General features: G+C 42.1%; 19 protein-coding genes. 5 read left to right on the plus strand and 14 right to left on the minus strand.

Going from position 1 to position 19,271, the window contains the following annotated elements:
- Positions 1-24: 24 nt before the first annotated feature.
- From KXQ82_RS11295 to rplM, 8 genes are all read right to left on the minus strand, one after another.
- Positions 25-1,806, minus strand: a complete 1,782-nt coding sequence (locus tag KXQ82_RS11295) for an ABC transporter ATP-binding protein (RefSeq protein ID WP_219488483.1) — start codon at positions 1,804-1,806, stop codon at positions 25-27.
- A 74-nt stretch (positions 1,807-1,880) separates the two neighbouring features.
- Positions 1,881-2,444, minus strand: coding sequence for a ribosome recycling factor (frr, locus tag KXQ82_RS11300; protein WP_219488484.1), 564 nt, complete (start codon positions 2,442-2,444; stop codon positions 1,881-1,883).
- Between the two features lie 89 nt (positions 2,445-2,533).
- Positions 2,534-3,061, minus strand: a complete 528-nt coding sequence (locus tag KXQ82_RS11305) for a lipocalin family protein (protein ID WP_219488485.1) — start codon at positions 3,059-3,061, stop codon at positions 2,534-2,536.
- Positions 3,062-3,120: 59 nt separating this feature from the next.
- The gene (pyrH, locus tag KXQ82_RS11310) at positions 3,121-3,825 is read right to left on the minus strand and encodes a UMP kinase (protein ID WP_219488486.1); all 705 of its coding nucleotides are present in this window, start codon (positions 3,823-3,825) and stop codon (positions 3,121-3,123) included.
- A 121-nt stretch (positions 3,826-3,946) separates the two neighbouring features.
- Complete coding sequence (gene tsf, locus KXQ82_RS11315) at positions 3,947-4,786, minus strand: translation elongation factor Ts (RefSeq protein ID WP_219488487.1); 840 nt, start codon at positions 4,784-4,786, stop codon at positions 3,947-3,949.
- Positions 4,787-4,883: 97 nt separating this feature from the next.
- Positions 4,884-5,723 carry a 30S ribosomal protein S2 gene (rpsB, locus tag KXQ82_RS11320; RefSeq protein ID WP_219488488.1) on the minus strand — a complete coding sequence of 280 codons (840 nt, stop codon included), beginning with the start codon at positions 5,721-5,723 and terminating at the stop codon, positions 4,884-4,886.
- A gap of 18 nt (positions 5,724-5,741) precedes the next feature.
- Complete coding sequence (rpsI, locus tag KXQ82_RS11325) at positions 5,742-6,128, minus strand: 30S ribosomal protein S9 (protein WP_219488489.1); 387 nt, start codon at positions 6,126-6,128, stop codon at positions 5,742-5,744.
- 12 nt (positions 6,129-6,140) lie between these two features.
- Positions 6,141-6,584, minus strand: a complete 444-nt coding sequence (gene rplM, locus KXQ82_RS11330; RefSeq protein WP_219488490.1) for a 50S ribosomal protein L13 — start codon at positions 6,582-6,584, stop codon at positions 6,141-6,143.
- Between the two features lie 195 nt (positions 6,585-6,779).
- Here rplM and KXQ82_RS11335 point away from each other — a divergent pair, with 195 nt between their 5' ends.
- Positions 6,780-7,664, plus strand: a complete 885-nt coding sequence (locus KXQ82_RS11335; RefSeq protein WP_219488491.1) for a PIN domain-containing protein — start codon at positions 6,780-6,782, stop codon at positions 7,662-7,664.
- Positions 7,665-7,721: 57 nt separating this feature from the next.
- Here KXQ82_RS11335 and KXQ82_RS11340 read toward each other — a convergent pair whose 3' ends face one another.
- The 3 genes from KXQ82_RS11340 to KXQ82_RS11350 form a co-directional block, all read right to left on the minus strand.
- Entirely contained in the window at positions 7,722-8,162 is a 441-nt protein-coding gene (locus KXQ82_RS11340; protein ID WP_219488492.1) for an Hsp20/alpha crystallin family protein, read from the minus strand.
- 495 nt (positions 8,163-8,657) lie between these two features.
- The gene (locus KXQ82_RS11345) at positions 8,658-8,996 is read right to left on the minus strand and encodes a hypothetical protein (RefSeq protein WP_219488493.1); all 339 of its coding nucleotides are present in this window, start codon (positions 8,994-8,996) and stop codon (positions 8,658-8,660) included.
- 24 nt (positions 8,997-9,020) lie between these two features.
- Positions 9,021-9,572: an RNA polymerase sigma factor gene (locus tag KXQ82_RS11350; RefSeq protein WP_219488494.1), complete on the minus strand. Its 552-nt coding sequence runs from the start codon at positions 9,570-9,572 to the stop codon at positions 9,021-9,023.
- Between the two features lie 249 nt (positions 9,573-9,821).
- Between KXQ82_RS11350 and KXQ82_RS11355 the strand changes: the two genes are divergently transcribed.
- Positions 9,822-10,523 carry a ferritin-like domain-containing protein gene (locus KXQ82_RS11355; RefSeq protein WP_219488495.1) on the plus strand — a complete coding sequence of 234 codons (702 nt, stop codon included), beginning with the start codon at positions 9,822-9,824 and terminating at the stop codon, positions 10,521-10,523.
- An 11-nt stretch (positions 10,524-10,534) separates the two neighbouring features.
- Complete coding sequence (locus KXQ82_RS11360; protein ID WP_219488496.1) at positions 10,535-11,389, plus strand: ferritin-like domain-containing protein; 855 nt, start codon at positions 10,535-10,537, stop codon at positions 11,387-11,389.
- A 69-nt stretch (positions 11,390-11,458) separates the two neighbouring features.
- On the opposite strand, the gene ettA is transcribed toward KXQ82_RS11360, so the two are convergent.
- On the minus strand, positions 11,459-13,141 hold the full coding sequence (ettA, locus tag KXQ82_RS11365) for an energy-dependent translational throttle protein EttA (protein ID WP_219488497.1): 1,683 nt from the start codon (positions 13,139-13,141) through the stop codon (positions 11,459-11,461).
- Positions 13,142-13,297: 156 nt separating this feature from the next.
- Between ettA and KXQ82_RS11370 the strand changes: the two genes are divergently transcribed.
- Entirely contained in the window at positions 13,298-14,086 is a 789-nt protein-coding gene (locus KXQ82_RS11370) for a sialate O-acetylesterase (protein WP_255563628.1), read from the plus strand.
- A gap of 146 nt (positions 14,087-14,232) precedes the next feature.
- Complete coding sequence (locus KXQ82_RS11375) at positions 14,233-15,558, plus strand: eCIS core domain-containing protein (RefSeq protein WP_219488499.1); 1,326 nt, start codon at positions 14,233-14,235, stop codon at positions 15,556-15,558.
- Between the two features lie 88 nt (positions 15,559-15,646).
- Here KXQ82_RS11375 and KXQ82_RS11380 read toward each other — a convergent pair whose 3' ends face one another.
- Positions 15,647-18,313, minus strand: coding sequence for a TonB-dependent receptor (locus tag KXQ82_RS11380; protein WP_219488500.1), 2,667 nt, complete (start codon positions 18,311-18,313; stop codon positions 15,647-15,649).
- Positions 18,310-19,251, minus strand: a complete 942-nt coding sequence (locus tag KXQ82_RS11385; RefSeq protein WP_219488501.1) for a GLPGLI family protein — start codon at positions 19,249-19,251, stop codon at positions 18,310-18,312. Before KXQ82_RS11385 ends, KXQ82_RS11380 begins: the two co-directional genes overlap by 4 nt.
- Between the last annotated feature and the right edge of the window lie 20 nt (positions 19,252-19,271).

Raw genomic sequence — 19,271 nt, forward strand, 5'->3', positions numbered from 1 at the left:
AAGACAATCAAAACCTCAATAAGTTTAATTCATAGCTACCTGCGGAATATTATCAGTATACTTTTCGCCTATTTGCTGGCGCCACATGGCATAGTATAAGCCTTTTTGTTCCAACAGTTCCAAATGCCTTCCGGATTCAATGATATGGCCTTTCTCTAACACATATATCCTGTCGGCATGCATAATGGTTGATAAGCGGTGCGCTATCAGGATAGTAATATGGTGTTCGTCCAAAGTAGATACATCGCGAATGGTTTCGGTGATCTCTTCTTCGGTGATGGAATCGAGCGATGACGTAGCTTCATCAAAAACGAGGATATCCGGGTTGCGCAGCAGGGCACGGGCAATTGACAGGCGTTGTTTTTCGCCACCCGAAACCTTTACACCACCCTCGCCAATTACGGTATCCAGGCCATTGCTGGCACGCGCCATAAGGGTTTGGCAGGCAGATTTTTGCAGTACATCATAACACTGCTCATCCGTAGCATCCGGGCGAACGAAGAGGAGATTTTCGCGGATGGAGCCCGAGAAAAGCTGCGTATCCTGAGTTACAAAACCTATCTTCTCGCGTAGTTGATCCAGATCGATCTCGTTCCCCGGAATCCCATTGTAAAGCACCTCGCCGGACAGGGGTTGATAAAGGCCCACAAGCAATTTAACCAATGTAGTTTTACCCGAACCTGAGGGGCCCACAAAAGCGATGGTTTCGCCCGTATTTACCTTAAAGCCAATTCCATTTAACGCATTACGATTTGCGGTTAGGTGTTTAAAGCTTACATTTTCAAAAGTAAGGTCTTTTACTTTTTCTATCAGTACCGGTTTCTCAGGTTTAACATCAATTGGCGTGCTTAATATCCGCTCAAAATTACCTAATGAAACCTGAGCCTCGCGCCATGATTGTATCACATTACCTAACTCCTGCAACGGGTTAAATAAGAAGAATGAATAGAACAAAAATTGAAGGTAACTACCTGTTGTCAATGTATCCTGGAATATCAGCATCAGCAAGATAACTACCATACAGCTGCGTACAAAGTTTACAACAGTACCCTGTATAAAGCTCATGCTGCGTACAAACTTCACCTTTTTTAATTCCAGGTCGAGTATTTTATATGTGGTTTTGTTGAGGCGTTCTATCTCTTGTTTAGCCAGGCCAAGGCTTTTTACCAGCTCGATATTACGGAGCGACTCGGTGGTTGAACCTGCCAGCGCAGTAGTTTCGCCAACAATGTTCTTTTGGATAACTTTAATACGCTTGCTTAACGCAGAGCTTACAAAAGCGATAATAGGTACTGCTACAAAATAAACCAGCGTTACCTTATAACTAACGGTTAACGAATAAACGATAACGAATATCATCCCGACAAGGCTAACAAACAGTACGCTGATGAAGGAGGTGATAAACTTTTCACTATCCTGCCTAACCTTTTGCAATATGCCCAAGGTTTCGCCGCTGCGCTGGTCTTCAAATACCTGGTAGGGTAACTCAAGGGAATGCTTTAATCCATCGCTATACATTTGGGCGCCGGTTTTAAGCACAATGATATTAGTAAAGTAATCCTGAAAGTTTTTAGCTATACGCGATACCATGGCCGCGCCAACACCTAAACCTACCAGGTATAACGAACCATAAAGGCGTTCATTGAAAGAATGTGGTAGTTTATCAATAGGGTTAACGTACTTATCGATAATGTTTTTGGTGATCATTGGGTCCAGCAATGAAAAACCTATATTAAAAGCTGCAAGCACTAAAGCGAGCGCTACTATCCAGCGGTGTTGTTTGAGATAAGATAAAAGTGTTTTCATGTTTCACAAAAATAAAAAAGGGAACAGCTAATTAGCTCATTCCCTTGTAATTTGACATTGCGCTGTATGTGCAATTACACCGTCATAATATCTTTTTCTTTTAGCTCAACCAGTTGGTCTATCTTAACCATATAGCTATCGGTTAGTTTTTGAACCTCTGCTTCACCGGTTTTTATTTCATCATCAGATACGCTTTCTGATTTTAACTTTTTAATCTTTTCGTTTGTATCCTTACGGATGTTACGAACTGATACTTTACCATTTTCTGCTTCACCTTTTGCACGTTTAACCAAATCGCGGCGGCGCTCTTCGGTTAAAGGAGGTACGTTAATACGAATGATGGTCCCATCATTTTGTGGATTGAAACCCAAATTTGCTTCCATTATAGCACGCTCAATGGCGCTTAGCAATGGCTTTTCCCAAGGTTGTATAACCAAAGTACGGGCATCAGGCGAATTTACACTGGCTACCTGGCTCAAGGGAGTTGGGTTGCCATAGTATTCCACCATAACTACATCCAGCATGGCAGGCGCTGCCTTGCCAGCACGTATTTTAGTAAATTCGTTATCAGTATGCTCAACGGCTTTATCCATCATGCCTTTGGCATCGGCTATTAGCTTTTTAATGAGTTCGCTCATTTTGGTATAAATTTTTGCCCAAAAATAATAAAAAGTATTATTTATTGCAGCCTAACTGAAGGTAAACCCAAACAAGGATAAATTGTTGGCTATTTTGTTCCAGGCAATGGTGTTTCAGTATGATTTTGGCAGGTCAGTTTACTTACATCATAGCCCATATCCTTACACTTAGTAACAAGTTCTGCATACAGCTTTTTATCAATAGTTGGCTTTCGCGCCATTATGAAGAGGAATTTTTTATCGGGATGCCCTACTACTACATATGAGTAATCATCAGCCAGATCGATCACCCAGTAATCTACTTTAAAAGGCCATAAAAACTGCGCTTTAAATTGTCCGTTGCCTGTCCCCTCAACAGGGAATAGTTTTGAATGGTAGTTATGCAGTTCGTTATCCGTGGTTTTTTTGCCGTAGGTGTATACATTGTAATAACCGTCTTTATTGAGGGTATATACCGTAGTGGTTTGGCAACTGTTTTTATCAAAAGCGGTGGGGATAGAATATAACGAATACCATTTGCCTGCAAACCTGGCCAAATCGACTTTTGCAACCGTTTTATGCGGTATTGGCGTAAATGCCGAAAGTAGTATAAAGGCTATAATGCAAAAAATCTTCATATCCTGTAGTTTTTTAAAATTACGGGATATAAAGATAAAAGGTTTTGCGATTAATGATTTTATTTAACCAGTGTACCAACAGGTTCACCTTGTGCAATTTTCATAAAATTGCCCGGCTTGTTCATATCGAATACAATAATGGGTAGTTTGTTTTCCTGACAAAGTGTTATGGCCGTCATGTCCATTACTTTAAGGCCCTTATCATACACTTCCTGGTAAGATATTTCATCGTATCTTACAGCAGCGGGGTCTTTTTCAGGATCAGCGGTGTAGATACCATCCACACGTGTGCCTTTTAAAACCACATCTGCTTTGATCTCGATAGCACGTAAGGATGCGGCAGTGTCAGTGGTAAAATAAGGGTTACCTGTACCTGCACCAAAAATAACAATCCGGCCATGCTCAAGATGGCCCATAGCTCGGCGGCGAATGTAAGGCTCGCATATCTGCTCCATTTTTATGGCCGATTGTAAACGTGTTGGCGCACCTATGGTTTCTAATGCATTTTGCAATGCCATACAGTTGATCACAGTAGCCAACATACCCATATAATCAGCCTGGGCACGGTCCATTCCTGATTTTTCGGCACTTAAACCCCTGAATATGTTACCACCACCTACTACTATCGCTATTTCTATACCGGCATCAAAAACACCTTTAATATCATGTGCGTATTGTAAAACACGCTCGTTATCAATACCGTACTGGCTATCGCCCATTAACGATTCGCCGCTTAGCTTCAGTAATATTCTTTTGTATTTCATGTTTGAGGGTTTGTCAAAATTATTGAAATATCTGCAGTGTTAAAATTTTATTAAGCTTTTTATGCTTACGAAAAAAAGGTCAAAAAAAATCCCCCGATTATTAAATCGGGGGATCAAATATTTAAGCTCCTAAAGCTACTCGCTTAAAGGCTGTAACAGTGAGTCCTTTTGAAACATCGTTCAGGAACTGGGCGATGCTTTTTGATGAATCCTTAACAAACTCCTGGTTTAACAGGGTATTGTCCTTGTAGAATTTATTTAGTTTACCTGCAGCGATCTTTTCGATCATTGCTTCCGGTTTACCTTCAGCACGGATCTGATCAGCAGCGATATCCATTTCGCGTTGGATGGTAGTTGCATCAACACCATCTTTATCAATAGCGATAGGGTTCATGGCAGCAATTTGCATTGATACATCTTTACCCGCTTCATCAGCACCGGCAACATCAGCACTTAAAGCAACCAATACACCTAAACGGAAATTACCGTGGATGTAAGAGATAACTTTAGCACCTGTAACTACTTCTAATTTAGAAACACCGATCTTTTCGCCAATGGTACCTGTTTTTTCGATAACGGCATCACCAATTTTCTGGCCGCCAACTTCCAAAGCATAAAGCTCTTCAACACTCGCAGGGGTGTTAGCTACTGCAGCGTCAGCAATGGCATTAGCAAAAGCTACGAAATCAGCATTTTTAGCTACGAAATCAGTTTCGCAGTTCAACTCAACAATAACACCAGTTTTACCATCGGCAGATGAACGTGCAATAACTACACCTTCATTTGATTCTCTGTCTTGACGGCTGGCAGCTACTTTAGCACCTTTTTTACGTAAAAAATCGATCGCTGCTTCAAAATCACCGTTAGTTTCGGTTAAAGCTTTTTTGCAATCCATCATACCTGCACCTGTTTGCTGACGTAGTTTGTTTACATCGGCCGCAGAAATTTGTACTGTAGACATTTTAGTTTTCTTTTTTAAACCAAACCCCCTTGAATAAAGGGGGCCCGGAATTAGTTAATTTATTATTTTATTATCGCGTTAAACGCGTTTATTGAGCTTATTCTTCAGATTTCTCAGCTTCAACTTCGGCTGTTACTTTTCTGCTTCTTTTGCCGGCTTCGTCTTTTGCACCCGGAGCTGCCGACTCTGCAGTATCAGCTTTAGCTTTAACGGCCGCTGCTTCTTTCTCTGTTTCGTCTTCTTTCTCGCGTTTACGCTCATCTAAACCTTCTTCTATAGCTTTGATGATTACACCAGTGATCAATGAAATTGATTTGGTAGCGTCATCGTTAGCCGGGATAGGGAAATCAATGTTCGAAGGATCTGAGTTAGTATCAACCATCGCGAAAGTCGGGATGTTCAATTTCATAGCCTCAGCTACAGCGATATGTTCTTTCTTAACGTCGATCAGAAATAATGCTGCAGGTAAACGGTTCAAATCAGCAATACCACCTAAAAGGCTTTCTAATTTGATACGCTCACGCTGTATCATCAGTCTTTCTTTTTTAGAAAGGTTGTTATAAGTACCATCTTTAGTCAATTTATCGATGTTAGACATCTTTTTGATCGACTTACGTACAGTAGCGAAGTTAGTTAACATACCACCTAACCAACGCTCGGTTACGAAAGGCATGTTCACTGCTTTTGCATAATCAGCTACGATATCTTTTGCTTGTTTTTTAGTAGCAACAAATAATACCTTACGACCAGATTTTACGATCTGTTTGATTGCCGCAGCAGCTTCTTCTGTTTTTGTTAAAGTTTTGTTCAGATCGATAATATGAATGCCATTACGCTCCATAAATATGTACTGAGCCATTTTTGGATCCCATTTGCGGGTAAGGTGACCAAAGTGTACACCTGCATCCAATAAATCCTGATATGTTGTTCTTGCCATTGTGTGTGTCCTCCTTGATTAACGTTTACTGAATTGGAATTTCTTACGGGCTTTCTTACGACCTGGTTTCTTACGCTCAACCATACGGTCATCGCGGGTCATAATACCTTTAGCCCTTAAAGCTGGTTTCTTTTCAGCATCAAGTTCAACAATAGCTTTAGCGATAGCTAAACGAACAGCTTCTGCCTGTCCTTTAACACCACCACCTGCTACATTTACAGTTACATCAAATTTTCCGGCCGAGCCAGAAACTTCTACAGATTGTGTAGCGATGTATTGCAAAGGCAATGTTGGGAAATACTCTTTGTAATCTTTACCATTAACGATAATGGCGCCGCTGCCCTCTTTTAAGTAGATACGGGCAACTGCTGTTTTTCTTCTTCCTGAAGTGTTTGTAGTTGACATTTCTTTTCCTGATTAAAGTTTAATGGCTGTTGGTTGTTGTGCCTCGTGTGGGTGTTTTGTTCCTGCATAAACATGTAGGTTTCCGTAGATTGCTCTGCCCAGACGATTTTTAGGTAACATACCACGAACGGCTTTTTCAATAACGCGCTCAGGGTGTTTTGCCATTAACTCCTTAGGAGAAATGAAACGCTGACCACCTGGATAACCAGTGTACGAAACATATTCTTTTTGTTCGAATTTGTTTCCGGTCAACTTTACCTTGTCTGCATTAATAACGATAACGTTATCACCGCAGTCTACGTGTGGGGTGTAACCCGGCTTGTTTTTTCCTCTGATGATCATAGCGATCTTAGAAGACAAGCGCCCCAAAATCTCGCCCTCAGCGTCAACAACAACCCATTGTTTGTTAACGGTTTTAGCATTGGCAGAGACAGTTTTGTAACTTAACGTATTCACTTGCTTAATTTTAAATGATATAAACTATTTATTTACCCCGAAATTCGGGACTGCAAAGATAGAACAAATTGTGTTACTGTCAAATGGTTTTTGGGGAAAAGTTGAAAGACGGTTTTAATTGATTTTTAAATGGTTAAAAGGTGCATTAGCTTGAGGCGGTATTTTGATTAATCAAGTTCTGCGTATATTTACTAAATGTCAACAAACAATACTTTTATTACGCGCCTTGAGCAACTTTTATCGGATATATATCAGGTGATTGATACAATGATGGATAATTCGGAAATTTATTACCATGATAGCAATGGTGCGCGTCGTAACTTTATTGTTCTTGGTTCCCCAGTAAATCATTATAGAAAGCGTGATGAACGTTCCCAACTGATTGCTCGTGAGTTGTTCAAAAAATTTATTGAACAAGTAGAGTTATTGCTAACTCATGCTAACCCACAAACTGTAGAAAAAATAAAGGGGGTTGAAAAAAAATTACTAAATTTTATTAGTCAAAGTTCACATGGTGTACCATCCTCTACCGATTCAGGAAAATCTTTGTTTCGCAAGCAATTTGAAATTTTCACAAACTTTTTAAATCTTTTCAAAACAGAGAGTGCAACACTTATTTTGGTTCCAGATACAAACGCGCTAATACAATTTCCAGACCCATCTTCGTATCAAAAATTATTCGGGCGGACCTTTACTTTTCTAATCTTACCAACCGTGCTTTCTGAGTTAGATAAACTCAAGGTAGGACATAGATCTGAAGACTTCAGACACAAGGTAAAATCTGTCATAAAACGCTTGAAAGGGTTTCGAAATCAAGGGGATGTATTACAGGGCGTAACTGTTGCAGGTTCGATTAATGTGAAAATGGTAGCAACTGAACCAAACTTTGAAAAAACACTACAGTGGCTTGATACCGAAAATCAAGATGATAGAATTATTGCAAGCACCTTAGATGTACAGGTACGAAACCCAACCGATCAGGTTGTTTTAATAACTTCAGACCTGAATTTGCAAAACAAAGCACAAACCGCAATGTTGAATTTTGTCGATACTGATGATTTAGAAGAAACGGCATCTTAAACACAAATAGCGATGGGTTTGAAACCCATCGCTACAACAATCAACAACATACAGTTTTTAGTTCACTGGGATCTCCTGCGCAGGCTTGCTCGCCTCAACAGTTTTTGGCAGCGTTACAATTAACACCCCATCTTCCTGTTTTGCGCTGATATTGGCGGTATCAACCTGGCCGTTCAAATTCAATACCCTTTCGAATGTTTTGATGGGGAACTCCTGGCGGCTAAAATCCGGGTCGTAGCCTTCGCTTAGGGTACGGGTACCGCTGATGAACAGCACATCATCCTGAACGGATAGCTTGATATTCTCTTTACTGAAACCGGTGGCGTATACATGCAGTATAAATTCGGTTTTAGCATCCTCAATGTTTAAGGGTACATTGTATTTTGGGCGTCTTAAATGTTGCCCACCCATGTGATGGCCAAACCGGCCGCGGGTAAATTCTGCCTGAGCGGGTCCGCAACCTTGTGCGCCTCTTGCTCTATGGTGTCTTCCAAACATAATATTTATCTTATTTAATTAAGAAGACGGGGGAGCAGGGTTTTTACTTTAAGAAGTGGTACTTTTATTCGACAAATGATACCAAATGCAGAAACCGAAGAATACTATTTACGGTATTAGATTACTTTATGCTTCCGCGATAGCATTAACAGTTGTAATAGGAGCTTTAATTTTTAATAATGATTTCGGTGGTTTTGCTTCGCCGCTTACTGTGGTTTTTGCGATACCTATTATAGGTTGGCTCTATATGATCTACTTGCTTTCAAAAGGCAGGTTTTGGGTGCGGTCAATTTTTTTGGCGTTAACTATTATGAATGGATTCCGGACAATCATTGGCATATCAGACTATGTGGGGATTTTAAGCTTAATACTATTGTTGTTAAACGCGATGGCTCTTTACTTTTTATACAAAAAGGATAGCAATTCATGGTTCGCAGATCATTTAATGAATGAGAATTTAAAACAGATAAAAAACAGCACAGGTAATAAATAAACTTACCTCCGCCCACGCATGTCCCGGCAACGTTCTTTCCACTGTTCTTTAAATTGAGCGCGTTCTTCGTCAGTCATGTTCATCAGCTTTTCGCGGATGTGTGCCGGCGGGCCATTCCGGAAACGGTCGCGGCCGCCTCTGCCGAAAGGCATCCCACCAAACAAAATACGACTTAGTATTAATAAGCCTGCTGCCTGCCAGTAACTAATAGTGGTTACATGTGTTATGGCCGGCATTAATTCGTTCCACAGCCACATCACTATGGCGCTTAGTGCAAAAAATGCTACAATGAATATTAACTTGAATGGCACTGCCATTTTTCGCCTTACGGGAGATCGCATATCGTTAAACATAATTTTGAATATTTAAGAGTTTAAAAAATCGTTGTAAAAGGTTTCTAATCGCAAACGCAAATATTTAACAGCGTAGCCTTTGCGGGATATAATTGTTTTTAGGTTGTCGCCGGTTTCATTGGCAATTTGCTGCAGGGTTTTGTCTTCCAGTTCGTTCCAAACAAATACATTACGCTGGGCTTCGGGCAGTTCATCCAGGGCTACAAAAAGCTCCTGCCAAAATAGTTCCTTCAGGTAAACACTTTCGGGATCATCGTCATCAGCAAGAAGGATATCGTTGAAGTTAAATTCACTGTCTTCGTCTTCATACCCCATATCCTCTAAAGCTTCGGGCGTTTTTTTGCGGTAGTTATCAATTATCTTGTTCCTGGCCACACGGTAAAGCCAGCCGCTCATTTGTTCAATATCATCAATATCAACCACGTTGCTTAGCTGGTACCAAACATCCTGCAAAATATCTTCGGCATCTTCTTCGGTTCTAACCCGCCCACGGATAAAACTGAACAGGCCCTTGCTATAGTCTGTTATTGTTTTAACGATGCTTTGTTTGGGTTTATCTGCCATTAAATATCCGGACACGCCTGCTTTTTAGGTAAGATGACGTATGGAGTTTAAAATTACTTTAAATCCGGAAAAAATAATTTTTATACAGCGGAAGATGGAGTAATCCAGTATTAAGAAGCATTACATACGGACTTTCCTTGAATACAGTTTTATTAATTAAAAATAAATATTTATTAACTAAAATGAAAACTAAATGATATTTACAAGCGTACGTACTGGAAATAAACTAGCTAAATAAATTAAAAACTTATGGAAGATTTACAAAACGATGATGTGCTCATCGAGGATAAAAGCACATTAGATGTAAGGATGCAAAGGAGGTCGTTTTTACGTTATGCGGGCGCGGGTGCTGCCGGAATTGGCTTGCTTGCTGCGGCATCATGTAAAAAACATAACGACGATGTTTCTGCTACAATAGATGTTGGCAGCGGCGACATCGGCGTTTTAAATTACGCTTATGCTTTAGAGCAATTGGAAGCTGCCTTTTATACGCAAGTAGTAGCTACTCCTTTTACCGGAATTACATCTGCAGAACTAACTGCCTTTACCGAGATACGCGATCATGAGATTTTACACAGGGAGCTTTTCAAAGCCGCATTAGGTACAAGTGCTATTCCCGCACTTTCAGTTAATTTCAGTTCCATCAATTTTGCTGACAGGGCAAGCGTAACCGGGGCTGCCAAAGCTTTTGAAGATACAGGTGTATCTGCATACAATGGCGCCGGTTATTTATTAACCAATCCGACATACTTAACGCTTGCAGGTAAAATTGTTTCTGTTGAGGCCCGACATGCGGCTTTTATTCGCGACCTGATCAGCTATAACAGCTTTGCCGATTCGACAGTGGTTAATAATACTACCGCGCTCGACTTGTCGCGCAAGCCATCAGAAGTGCTGCCAATTGTGGCTGTATACCTGAATACATCAATTTCAGCAAATCAATTACCTTAAAACTAACCATCATGAATATTTTCAGCATAATAGAAGAATTAGAAAAAGTTGATCCTGAATTGAATGACAGGTTCAGTCCGCGCAGGGATGCCATAAAAAGCTTGACCAGCTATGGTTCGAAAGTAGCGCTTGCCGCTTTACCATTTGCTTTGGGCTCATTATTTAACAAAGCTTACGGCCAAACAACCGTTGGCGATGTAACAGGCACATTAAACTTCGCCTTAAAATTAGAATACCTTGAAGCAGCGTTTTACAATACCGCTTTGAACACTCCCGGCTTAATACCGGCAGCAGATTTGGCAGCTTTTCAAACCATTGCAGCACATGAAAATGCTCACGTTACCTTTTTAAAAGGTGTATTAGGAGCTAACGCTGTTGCACAAACCAGTCAGGGCACAGCCGGGGTGTATGATTGGACAGCCGGCAACACATTACCAAATTATTTTGTAACTAAAGATTATAACACATTTTTGGTAGTGGCCAACGCATTTGAGGATACCGGCGTTCGTGCTTATAAAGGCCAGGCGCCCAATATTATTGGCAACCAGATAGTACTAACAGCAGCGTTAAACATACACTCGGTTGAGGCACGCCATGCAGCGCATATCCGTACCATCCGTAGGAAAATTAATGGCACCGCATTACCAAAATCGTGGATCACGGGAGCTAATGATACAGGTAGCACCGCTATAAATGCAAACTTTGCAGGAGAAGACAACCTGATACAAGCCGGCATTGATCTGACTACTTTAACAAACCCCTTAACCGGTGCTAAATTTAGCAGTAGCATAGTTACCGAAGCTTTTGATGAGCCTTTAACTTATAACCAAATATTGCCTTTGGTAACTCCTTTTGGGGTTAAGTAAAAGGGGTTTTTATCTATATGTCATGCCGTCCCAACGACGATCGTTGGGACGGCATGACTTTTTTATTAATTACCCCGCCAGCTTTTTATACCTGATACGTTTTGGTGCGATATCGCCCAGGCGCTTTTTGCGGTTCTCTTCGTAATCTGAGTAATTACCTTCGAAGAAGTAAACCTGCGAATCGCCCTCAAAGGCTAAAATATGTGTACAGATCCTGTCCAAAAACCACCTGTCGTGACTGATAACTACGGCGCAGCCTGCAAAATTTTCCAAAGCTTCTTCTAAAGCACGCAGTGTATTTACGTCGATATCATTTGTAGGCTCATCAAGTAATAAAACGTTCGAGCCTTTTTTTAGTGTGATGGCAAGGTGAACACGGTTACGCTCACCACCCGAAAGTACGCTAACTTTCTTTTGCTGATCGGCACCATTAAAGTTAAACTTGGATACATATGCCCTTGAGTTTAACGGGCGGTTACCTAACAAAATGTTTTCGTTACCACCTGTAATGTTTTCCCATACTGATTTTTCGGGTTCAAGGTCGTTATGGTTTTGATCTACATAACCTAAAGCTACTGTTTCGCCAACACGGAAGGTACCTGCATCCGGTGTTTCCTGCCCGGTTATTAAGCGGAACAGCGTAGTTTTACCTGCACCATTCGGACCAATAATACCTACTATACCCGCAGGCGGTAATGAGAAGCTCAGGTTATCGAATAATACTTTCTCGCCATAGGCTTTAGATACATTGGTAGCCTCAATTACCACATTACCCAAACGCGGGCCGGGCGGAATGAAAAGCTCCAACTTGTCTTCTCTTTCCTTACCATCTTCGGCAGCCAGTTTTTCATAGTTTGATAAACGTGCCTTGCCTTTTGCCTGGCGGGCCTTTGGCGCCATGCGCACCCACTCCAGCTCGCGCTCCAAAGTTTTTTGGCGCTTGCTTTCAGTTTTCTCTTCCTGTGCCAAACGTTTAGCTTTCTGATCAAGCCATGAGGAGTAATTACCTTTCCATGGGATACCCTCGCCACGGTCAAGTTCCAATATCCATCCGGCAACGTTATCCAGGAAATACCTGTCGTGCGTTACCGCGATAACTGTTCCTTTATATTGTTTTAAGTGCTGCTCCAGCCAATCGATAGATTCTGCATCTAAGTGGTTGGTAGGCTCATCCAGTAATAATACATCCGGTTCTTTCAATAACAAACGGCATAAAGCCACACGGCGGCGCTCACCTCCTGATAGGACCGATATTTTAGCATCAGGCTCGGGGCAACGCAAGGCATCCATAGCACGCTCCAGTTTGGTATCCAGTTCCCATGCATTTACAGCGTCTATCTGATCTTGCAGTTCGCCCTGGCGGGCCATTAGCTTATCCATGGCATCGCCATCCTCGTAATATTCAGGGAGGCCAAACTTTTCGTTGATCTCTTCGTATTCTTTCAGGATGGCGGTTACTTCGGATACACCTTCTTCAACTACCTCACGCACGGTTTTGTCGGGATCCAGATCCGGTTCCTGCGCCAAATAGCCAACGGTATATCCCGGCGAAAAAACAACCTCGCCCTGGTAGGATTTATCCAGCCCGGCGATGATTTTCAATACCGATGATTTACCCGAGCCGTTTAAACCGATAACGCCAATTTTAGCGCCGTAAAAAAAGCTGAGATATATATTTTTTAAAACCTGTTTTTGTGGGGGGTAAATTTTATTTACACCCGCCATCGAGAAGATTATTTTTTCATCTGCCATAAGGCAAATATATAAAAGCCCCCCGACCTCCAAAGTGGGAGAAATAAAAAGTTTAACTTGTCGGCTTAAACCATAACGCACATAATTAGTCTTTCAAAAAAAGAGCGATTTATTTCGACTTAAAGTTCGCCATACTTACCTGCCTAAATATAAGCCATGCCTAAAAAAACGCTTACTACTATTCTTTTATGTTCACTTTTTACTGCATGCGCACTTGCTCAGCAGCCCGACCCTAAATTTCAATTATACATTTTAATGGGACAATCTAACATGGCAGGCCGTGGGCCCATAACGGCCGAAATGGAGAATGAGGGTAATTCCCGCGTTTTCATGCTCAATAAAGATTTTCAGTTTGTGCCCGCAAAGCACCCTGTACATTTTGATAAACCCCGGGCCGCAGCCGCTGGCCCCGGCCTCGCTTTTGGCGTTGCAATGGCTGAAGCGGACCCGGAGATAAAAATAGGATTGATCCCCTGCGCGGTTGGTGGCACATCTATTGAACAATGGTTACCGGGTGCTTTCCATGCACCTACCAACACACACCCTTATGACGATGCCGTTTTGCGGATAAAAGCAGCCATGCAATATGGTGTAATAGCAGGTGTAATATGGCATCAGGGCGAATCGAACAGCGGCGGCCAAAGGTCAAAACAATACATTGCTAAACTAAACGAACTGATTACCCGTGTACGAACCCTTGTGGGCAACCCCACACTGCCTTTTATTGCCGGCGAGTTGGGCAGATATAGGCCTGTATATGCCAATATTAATACACAACTGGCAAAACTACCCGATTCTGTAGCCTACACAGCGGTTGTTAGCTCTGAGGGCCTGGTACACAAAGGTGATACCACTCATTTTGATGGCGCGTCTGCTGACATTTTAGGTAAACGATATGCCGTGAAGATGCTATCAGTGCAAAAAAAACTAAAGGGTATCAAATAAACATATATATAATTTATATAATTATATATTCAAAGAAAGTTTTCTGATATTTAAACACATAACGGCTTATGCTTGTACTAAGTTTAGTATAAAACACTATTATTGTCAATATTTCCTGTTATGTACTAATGCTAACCTAAAGCAGTATGAAAACTTATCATAACAAACCTAAAAATAGCGACAATGCAAATGTAGTGCAGCAGGCAGGGTATACGCCCAAAAGCAGACCTGTAACCACGCAGGCCAAACTGCAACAGCAGGCTATTATGAACAGCCCGCAGGTTAAACAGCTAAGAGATTATCAGCAAATGGCAGATGACAGGCCAAGGGATAGTCATCCGATGGCGAGTGAGATAACTCAGCGTAAAGAAAATGCAGATGAAGAACCTGTGCAAGGTAAATTTGCTACAGCCCAACGTATAGCAGATGAAAAGTCCCCGCAAGGCAAACCTGCACCCATACAAAAGGCAGAAGAAAAACCAAACAAAACAGGTTTACCCGATCAGCTTAAAACAGAGATCGAGTCCCTTTCGGGGATGAATATGGACCATGTTAAGGTACACTACAACTCGGCCAAACCCACCCAACTCCAAGCTCACGCATTTGCGCAAGGCAGCGATATTCACGTTGCATCGGGCCAGGAAAAGCATTTACCACATGAAGCATGGCATGTTGTGCAACAGGCCCAGGGGAGGGTTAAACCTACAATGCAAATGAAAGGGGCACCTGTAAATAATGACCCGGCACTTGAAACCGAGGCCGATGTAATGGGGGAAAAAGCAAAAAATATTAGTGCCGGACAAAGCATAAACACTACCCAATTACAACCTGCATCTTACGAGGCGGCAATGCAATTTGTATTAGCCGACCCGGCGGGTTTTGATGAAGAATACATTACACGCCAAAGTCCCGCCGATCAAACCAGGCTTGCCAAACGCTACTTGGGTAGCGCAGAGATGATGGAACGCCTGATGGATTTATATTTTGTAGCTTACGAAGAGCGTATGGCCCCGGCAACAGCCGTAGAGAGCAGAGCGTGGTTCCCTCGTTTTAAACGATATGAAACAGCATACGATAACTTTAAAGGCCTGATAAAAGCTAATCCAATTGATTTTGCGGTTACTTTGGCTTCTTTTAGGGAAGTTCAGCTTGCTTATGAAAGTTTGGAAGACAGGCGCGATGATATTAGAGCACCCGCTGTTAATCCAACGGTAGCCTTGGTTTGGGCCAACATACAAGCACAATTCACAGCCTGGGATGGTACCCTTAGAAACCGGGGCGCATGGTGGGGATCTGCAGCGCCTGGAGATGTTAGGGGAGCAATTGACATTCCACCTGCAGCACTGCCCGGAATTACAGCGTTGGCAAGGGCTGGTGGATACAATGTAGCGCCAAGTTTTAGTGGTGGTATCGGATTCCATCGTCGCCAAGGTGGTATCGATTTTATTTACCATGCCCAACGACCAGCATAAACCGCATATAATAAACAAGCTGCAAAGCCTTTTTTGACTTTGCAGCTTAATACTTTCCAGACATCGGGTCCTTAACTTTTGATCCTGATTATATATTAAAAAACAACTTCATCAAAATATATCGCCCGGGTATAGTATAGGTATTGCTTGTAAAGTTATTTGCCGACAGGTACAATGCACTATATGTTTTGGTATCAAACAGGTTTACCGCGCTCAGCTCCACATCGGTTTTTATTTTGTTGAACTTATACTTTATTGCAAAATCAGCGAAGGTGTATTTCAGGTCGGTACCCGGGGCCTGGTGGGTATAATAGTTATCTCCCGAAAGCCTGAAGTTAAGGTCGGTAACGGGAGCATAATTGATGGAGCCGGTTTGCTGTAACTGTTGTATGGATGTTGTGGTAGATATAGCCGACGATTTACTGGTCGTCTCGGTATAATAAGCCTTATAACTAAAATTGATCTTGCTGCTCACCTTGGTATCAATACCTGCGTTATATGTAGTAGCAATGGTATTAAATGGATACAGCGTAGCGTTAAGCAACTGGTTTGAGTTAACCGATTGCCAACTGATACCCGCGCTAACTGTACTGCGTATATCAAACAAATATTTACTGGTGCTGGCGCCTAACTGGTAAACGTTAAAAGTATTAGCCAACGGAACAACCACCCGGCTTGTTTGCGTTGCCGTTACCACACTGGACGAGATATTGTTGGCTGCCGTATGAATATAAGCTGCGTTTATCCCGAAAAAGAATAAGGTGATTGCTTTGCGGTAATTAAAACCAATGCTAACGTTTTGCGTTTGGCTTTCGGTCAGGTCGGCGCTGTTGGCGTACAGGCTTCGGTAGTTTTTCAACACATAACCACGGTAAACATCTTGTATGCTACCTATCCGGTTAGTATAACCATAGCCAAATGATAGTTTATTCTCTACGCTTACCTGGTAACTACCGTTCAGTTTAGGGTTTAAATAAAAACGGGTAAGCGATTGGTCTAACGCGAAGTTGCTGTCTTTATAGTCTATCTGCTGTAAAACAAAAGGCAGTGTAATGTTTAGTTTCAATACCTTGCCGGGAAAATCGAAAGCAGCCTCTCCATATAATTTGCTTTTAGTCCAATTCAGGCTATTAAAATCGTTGCTTATGCGATTTATCGCCCCGTTATTTTGCACCACGTTCAAATCCGACTGTACCTGTTGCGATTGTAAACTCGCGCCAAGCTTATAGCTCTGAGTAACTGCATCCATTGGTATTTTGTATGATACGTAGTTATTGGTAAACCATGTGGGGATATTTATTCCTTGCACCAATTGCGCGTAAGGGTTGCCTCCATTATAATCCGCCTGGTTAATTCCAGGTGTAATAGCCCGGTTCTCCGGTTCGCCAATGCGATCAATGTACGAGTACAGCTCGTAGATTTTATTACCTTTTGTGGTATTGATCAGCCTAAACTCGTTCGAAAGATCAAAAGCATTGTCTTTAAACGTTTGCCCGGCATACACGCCGTTGGTATACAGGTCGCTATAATTAGTATTGTGGTTATAATCAACCAGCAGCGTATTGTTTAAATAGTATTTTGCTTTGTTAACATTTAGCGTAAACTGCCCATGCAAAATATCCGGTTGGCGGCGGTTTTGCTGCTGCTCGGTATATACAATATCGCTACCGTTTAGTGTTAATTTTGAGTATTTACTATAATTCTGCGTCTGGGTATCATGCAGGTAATACATATTGGCCTTTACCTGTATCTCTTTGGTCAAATTCACCAGGTTATTCAAATTGATCATACCGGATTGATTGAATAAATAACGACTCCTTGGCAAATCAGGGTCGCCGGCTGTACCTAAGGATAATACCGTGGTTGGCTTATCATTATCCAGCCTGCCCAAATAATCGCCCAGGTTATGCGATATCACATCATTAGCCAGATCAACACCGGTATTATTACCTTTTACGTTATTGATGGCTTTGTACCGGTCTTTAAAGGCCATAGCATTCAGGTCTTCCTCGTACCTTCCGGGTAAGCCACCGCCCAACATTTCCTGGCCAACTATTTTTACTTTAGCATCGGGTTTAAAGGTAAGGTTAAGAGCCACATCATCGCTTACCACTTTGCCTTGCAGGGCTTTTATAGGCTGATTATTCTCCAATACCTGTACCTGATCAACCGATTTATTGGGGATGCTGTTGGTAGCTACGTTATACTTATCATCCAGCAAATTATCGCCACCCATATAAACGGTTGATACCCCTTTGCCGTTATAACTTATCTTACCATCATCGGCAACCGTAATTCCGGGCAGTTTCTTAATCACATCACCTATCACACGATCCTGTGGGGTGGAAAAATCACTTACCTTATAGCTCGTGGTATCGCCTGCGGTTCTGATATGCGGACGGCTGTTTTTTATGGTTACCTCGTTCAGCTTTTTGCTTGTCGCGGATAATTTAAAATTAATTGGAGCCGCCGGATCGTTAACCGCCTTGCTTTCTTTTTTGAATCCAACACAGCTTACCTCTAAGGTTAAACCGTTTTTTGGTGCATCATCGGGTATTTCCAAAGTATAAACACCGGTTGGTTTGGTGCTCGTAAACGCAATGATCACATTCCCGCTCCCTTTTAAAGTAACATTCACCAGAGAAAGCGGTTTACCTAAACTATCGGTAACAGTACCCTTAATGGTTTGCGCGAAACTGCCTGCCGAGACTACAACCAATAGCCAGCATAGCACTATCTTTATGTGCGCTCTCATTTCTTTTCAGGAAGTTCCAGAGGATTGTTTATAGCAGTTGGCGGGCCTGCAACGATATTCATTTTCATGCCGTCGCCACCTGCTCCGGGCCTCATTACCATACCCGAACCGGCCATTGCCGATTGCGCGAAGGCCTGCGGATCTTTACGCATAGCATCCTGAAGGTTGGCAAATTCTTTCTCGGTGGTTTTAACACCGTTCGCAGGTACAGCTATAAGGGTTGGGTCATCGTTCCCATCCATACCAAAGGTCATGATACGCATACCGCCCGTTGCCTGTGCTACAGGTGCTTCTTTAGGTGCGTTGCTTTTTACCACCTGCTCAATACCGTCAAACTTAAATATCACTTCGTTTTTAGTATCGTGCGCTTCCACAATTAAGCCGGGTAAACCGTTTAGCTTCCACGGGCCGCTATGGTAAGGCAGATCCGGACAAAACCACGCGGTATAATCACGTCCTTTAAAATGCGCGGTTGCTTTTTGGCAATGCAGGTTATTAATTGTGCCGGTATCGCTGCTTATCTTCCATTTAATAACCGGCAAAGCTTCTTCTATTAAATAAGGAGTGATCAGTTGTTCTTTCCTCACTAACTTATTCTCGTTCGGAAACTGGTAAAACTCGGTTCTGGTACCACCGCGCGGACCGCCTCCTTTAATATTAATGTTCATTGGTCCGCCGCTGCTGGCCGCTGCCATTTGCTCTTGTATCTGTTTTTTTATCAGGTCGTTCTGTAATTTGAGGTCGTAACTTTTATAAGCGCTTGCATTCTGGCCAATAAACAGTATCATGTTTTCTGTATAGGGTTTTGTTTTGTCGGTAGTATCACGCAAGTGTGTAAACTTATAGTGAACCATTGCTTGCGCCGAATCCGGCTTTTGCGCGCTAACTGTGAGTATAGTAAGCACAAGCATTAATAAGGTGAGTAGTTGTTTTTTCATGTCTAAATCAATTTGTTAAT

Source organism: Mucilaginibacter rivuli, from assembly GCF_019391655.1.
GTDB lineage: Bacteria > Bacteroidota > Bacteroidia > Sphingobacteriales > Sphingobacteriaceae > Mucilaginibacter > Mucilaginibacter rivuli.